Genomic DNA, 4441 nt, shown 5'->3' with positions numbered 1-4441 from the left:
AAAATGTCCGGGAAACGCAGAAAGCCCTATATGGTAAGAGTAACCACCGGATGGACCATTGATCCGGAAAAAGGTACCAAAAAGCAGACGTACAATGTCATAGGATATGCTGAAACCAAGCAGGAAGGCTTGCAAATGCTATCAGATTATCATCAGAATCCATTTGATACAAAAGCAGCCAAAATGACATTCACAGACGTATATAATGCCTGGTCTGAAGCAAAGTATCCTGCCATCTCTAAATCCAACGTACATGGGTATACAGCCTCATATAACGTATGTGGCACCCTTTACAACAAAACTTTTAGAGATATAAGGCTGGCAGAGCTTCAGAATGTCATTGATACCTGCGGAAAAAATTATCCTACACTCCGTAAGATCAAAGTCCTTTTCAATCAGCTTTACGATTACGCACTTAAGAACGATATCTGTAACAAGGACTATTCCGAATTTGTAGATATCCTCAAGTATAAGGATAAGAATCCAAACAAGGTTGAGAGAGATATCTTTTCAAAAGCTGAGATTGACAGGTTATGGGAACTCAAGGATGATCCGTTCTACCAGACAGTACTGATGCTGATTTACAACGGCTGTAGAATATCTGAACTACTGGATTTGGAAAAGAAAAATGTTCATCTTGAAGAACAGTATTTCGATGTGATACTAAGTAAGACTGAAAATGGTATCAGAAAGGTTCCTATAGCAGATAAGGTTCTCCCATTCTACAAAGCCTGGTATGAATCCTCTGATTGTGAGTACCTTCTTCACACCGATGACAACAAAAAATTCACCTACAGAAACTATAAAGACAGCTACTGGACACCACTAATAGAAAACCTTGGTATGGAGCACAATCCTCATGATACTAGGCACACCTGCATATCAATGCTAGCGGAAGCTCATGTGGATCCTACAATGATCAAGAAAATCGTAGGACACTCCGGAGCAATGTCTCTGACAGAGAAAGTGTACACACACCTTGATATCCAGTCTCTGGTAGAAGCAATAAATAAAATCTAAGACTTGATAATTTTGCTGTCTACCTGCTGTTTACTCGCTGTTTACGGTACAAAATTTTCTGCGTTTCACCACAACTGAATACAATTATAGATAAAAGAAAAACCCCAGAAACACTGAGTTTCTGAGGTTTGTAAATTCTTTTTGAATCTCGAAAGATTATCTCTTTGGAGTATGAAGAGGCAGATGTGTATGAGCTGGATATGGAAGAAGGATATAAAGGGTACAGAGTAGATACTTATTATATAGTGGATGGAACAACAATTTTAGACAATTTTTATTTTATACAGATACACCCTGATTCAGGAGTATCAATAGCTTTATATTCGGGTCCCGAATCGGATTTTGATGCTTATGAGGAAGAATTCAACAGATTATTCGATAGTATGTATGTAGTTGAAGAGGAACAAGAGGTTGCAAAGGAAGAAGAAGCAGAAGAATATGGTCATCCGTATCCGTATGTATATGCTGATGAGTATGAAGAGGAAGAGGACGACAGCAGCTATTATGCGGGCGGTTCGGGAGGATATTATATACTGAACGAATCAACAGGGAAATTCCATGATCCGACCTGCTATAAGGTTCCGGAGATCATAAACAGTGTGGAGATGTACGATTCGTATTCGGAAATGCTGGCGAACGGATATGAGCCCTGCGGTATCTGTGATCCATGGTAGGGATCATTGGATGTCCTCTGGTTAAAGCAGCCATGGTAAACAGTCGGGCCGGAAGTGGTATGATCATCACTGTCCGGCCTGTTTTACTTATATAATCTATAATACGTTGATTCTCATCAGGGCATATGTATAGAACAGGTATATATGACGTAAAGGAGCACAAGGTATGATATTTTTATCTTTCAGCGGCAGTGCATTTAATAAAACTTATAGTGAATCCAACATCTATATGATCATTTCCCCGAAAGGTGAGCATGCATCACAGATGGATTTCCTTTATAAAGCAGTTGGGTTTGTCAATGATAAAGTGTATCCCGGGGAGGATTTTGGTGCAGATTATAAAGGGATCAGCTTAAAAGAAGGCAGATATGAAGATATAGTAAAAAACTGGATAGCTTCCATGGATAAGTCAATCGAGATAAAATTTGATGAGATAAAAGATATCCTAAGGATAAAATGTACAAATTCAGACCCGTACCGGGATGAGTATCTTATAGAAACGGGAAGCGAGTATATTATGTTCCTGTGGTCAACAACAGCTTAAGAGATATTTATAATCCGGTAATACAAATATTTATAACATCCTGACGGGAAAACATCCAAAAGAAGTTTTTTAAGCGGTGCGTTGTCAAGGAAAACGTGGAATACCGGAGCGCAGCGAGGATATGCCGCGAAAGTCCCTTGACAAAAGGAAAGCGCCATAAACTATCGTTCCGGTGGAAGACACTCAATGTCTTCTGCCTTAATTACTTTAAGTTAATGACAATTTACCAGGTGGCATCAAAAAAGCTGAATCCTTCTTCCTCTTCATCAGTCTTTGTAATAGACGAAGGTACGATTTTGGGCCCTTTTTTACCGTTGCATTTGCTACATAAAACCTGAAGATTACTTGGAATAGATTTACCTCCTTTAGATATCGGGGTTATATGATCTACATGAAGACCGACTTCATCCGGCATATATTTTCCGCAGCTTTGGCAGGTATAATTATCCCGCTCTTTTATCTGAAGCCTTAGTTCCGGTGTCATTAGCTTTCTCTGGTTTTTCTCTTCCCATTTCTTTCTGGTGGTTTCATAATTGATTTCTTCAAGCTCATCGTCTATTTCAAGCATCTGGTTCAATGACAGGGACAATCTGTAAATCTCATTATTTACTGTGTAAGGGGTCTTTTGATAATTTCTGGTCTGATACCGTGTCTGCCTTCGATAATATGCAAACTCGAATATCTTATAATTTTTATCAACAACCGTATCTTTTATTACCAGATATTGAACTCTTTTATGCGATCTCCATAGAGAAGCATTTTTTATAATTGTTTCGCATTCTTTCTCCCAGCTTGTAAGTGCATTTATATATATGTTTTCTATATCCTGACGCGGATTTTTCTGCCTGTTTATCCATATATCTATATACTCTGTATAGGATGGTTGCCTTTTTTTGGACAAGTCAACACTGATTTGTATAACCGGATATCGAAATGGATTATTATTATAATCCTTTATTATATAAACGATAGCAAGAAGTACGATAGTTACCGCGATAATAGTTAATACAGGTGTCGCTACGGGGTACTCTAACCACAATTCTTTCATAACATACCACCCTGTTTGAGCTTCATCGGAACTATTGTCATAAGGAATGGAATAGTGATTGTATCAAGTGCCAAACGTTGCGGGGTATCAAGGATATATAATAATGGTATATGACTAAGGTCGGGCGTAGTTTCAAGCGCTTCATTCCAAAGGGTCAGTTCTACCATTAGTAATGCATCTGTGATAGAGGGTATATCAAGAGAAACCTCATGGAATTTCCTGCCTCGGTTCTTTTTCCTTTTAAGTACATATGTGATCTTTGTATCTGTTTTTTCCCTTGTAATAATCCAATGACTCTTATACATATAATCAGTAAATGATATACAGGCAGGTGATATAAAGCGATCCCCCATCCATGCAAAGAATCTGTTAAATTTGAATTCTTCTATATCTTTTTTCGTAAATTTCATATATGTTTCCTTCCTATGATGATTATCTTTCATACACAGATCTTTTTCAAGTTAAAATTCAGGAATGTGAAAATCTCTTCTGATTCTTGATGTAATAGATACCTTCTTTATGATATAATTTTTTAAAGTTATGGAAAATGATGATTTCTTTCATCATGGGTCTATATTTAGATATATTATAATAAAATGTGGTGAAAAAAAGCTAAGGATAATGTATTGCTGAATTTTCAATGTATTTATGCCCTGATTGCCGAAAGCTATTCAAGGTAAAGAATAACAATAAGAAGGTTAAATATTCTAAAGTAAGGAGTTATATTCATGAATAACGATCAACGATTAAAACTTATTGAGAAGAATCTTAAAGAAGTAGAAGAGATTACAAATGATATCAAATATCTTGCGATGGGCGATGAAGCATTGAATGAAATAGCTGGTATTTTAGACAAAAATACAGCGGTCATACGTGATTTCGTAACAAATCCCAGCCATGATAAAATACCAAACATAAAGAAAAACATAGATGAAATCGAAGAAATGGCACGATGTGTGGATGTTAACGCATCCAATGACCATAATCTTATAAACCTATCAAATACGTTAGGCCTTGATGCTCTGGCTTTGATGGATTATGCGGAAAATTATGAAAAACAGAACACGTAAAAACTACTTTAATAGGGATTTTTCTTAAATAAGGTAGCGCAAACGAATAATCCGTAATAGATAGTAGTGTTAATATGAAATAGTT

The 4441-nt window shown here is 36.7% G+C and carries 6 protein-coding genes; 4 read left to right on the top strand and 2 right to left on the bottom strand.

Annotated features, from left to right (window positions below; translation table 11 throughout):
* The 3 genes from K6G87_RS00865 to K6G87_RS00855 all read left to right on the top strand — a co-directional run.
* The coding region (locus tag K6G87_RS00865) for a tyrosine-type recombinase/integrase (protein WP_296832591.1) at nt 1–1020 on the top strand (1020 nt) is incomplete at its 5' end.
* Between the two features lie 164 nt (nt 1021–1184).
* Entirely contained in the window at nt 1185–1694 is a 510-nt protein-coding gene (locus tag K6G87_RS00860) for an Ada metal-binding domain-containing protein (RefSeq protein WP_296832588.1), read from the top strand.
* 166 nt (nt 1695–1860) lie between these two features.
* Nucleotides 1861–2238 carry a hypothetical protein gene (locus tag K6G87_RS00855; RefSeq protein ID WP_296832585.1) on the top strand — a complete coding sequence of 126 codons (378 nt, stop codon included), beginning with the start codon at nt 1861–1863 and terminating at the stop codon, nt 2236–2238.
* Nucleotides 2239–2461: 223 nt separating this feature from the next.
* Here K6G87_RS00855 and K6G87_RS00850 read toward each other — a convergent pair whose 3' ends face one another.
* Both K6G87_RS00850 and K6G87_RS00845 read right to left on the bottom strand, forming a co-directional pair.
* Complete coding sequence (locus K6G87_RS00850; protein ID WP_296832582.1) at nt 2462–3286, bottom strand: HNH endonuclease; 825 nt, start codon at nt 3284–3286, stop codon at nt 2462–2464.
* On the bottom strand, nt 3283–3696 hold the full coding sequence (locus tag K6G87_RS00845) for a hypothetical protein (protein ID WP_296832579.1): 414 nt from the start codon (nt 3694–3696) through the stop codon (nt 3283–3285). The genes K6G87_RS00850 and K6G87_RS00845 overlap by 4 nt, the downstream gene beginning before the upstream one ends.
* A 318-nt stretch (nt 3697–4014) precedes the next feature.
* Here K6G87_RS00845 and K6G87_RS00840 point away from each other — a divergent pair, with 318 nt between their 5' ends.
* Complete coding sequence (locus K6G87_RS00840) at nt 4015–4356, top strand: hypothetical protein (protein WP_296832576.1); 342 nt, start codon at nt 4015–4017, stop codon at nt 4354–4356.
* The last annotated feature ends 85 nt before the right edge of the window (nt 4357–4441 follow it).

Source organism: Butyrivibrio sp., from assembly GCF_024699075.1.
Note: the sequence above shows the minus strand (reverse complement) of the source record. Positions and strands in the feature narration are given on the sequence as shown.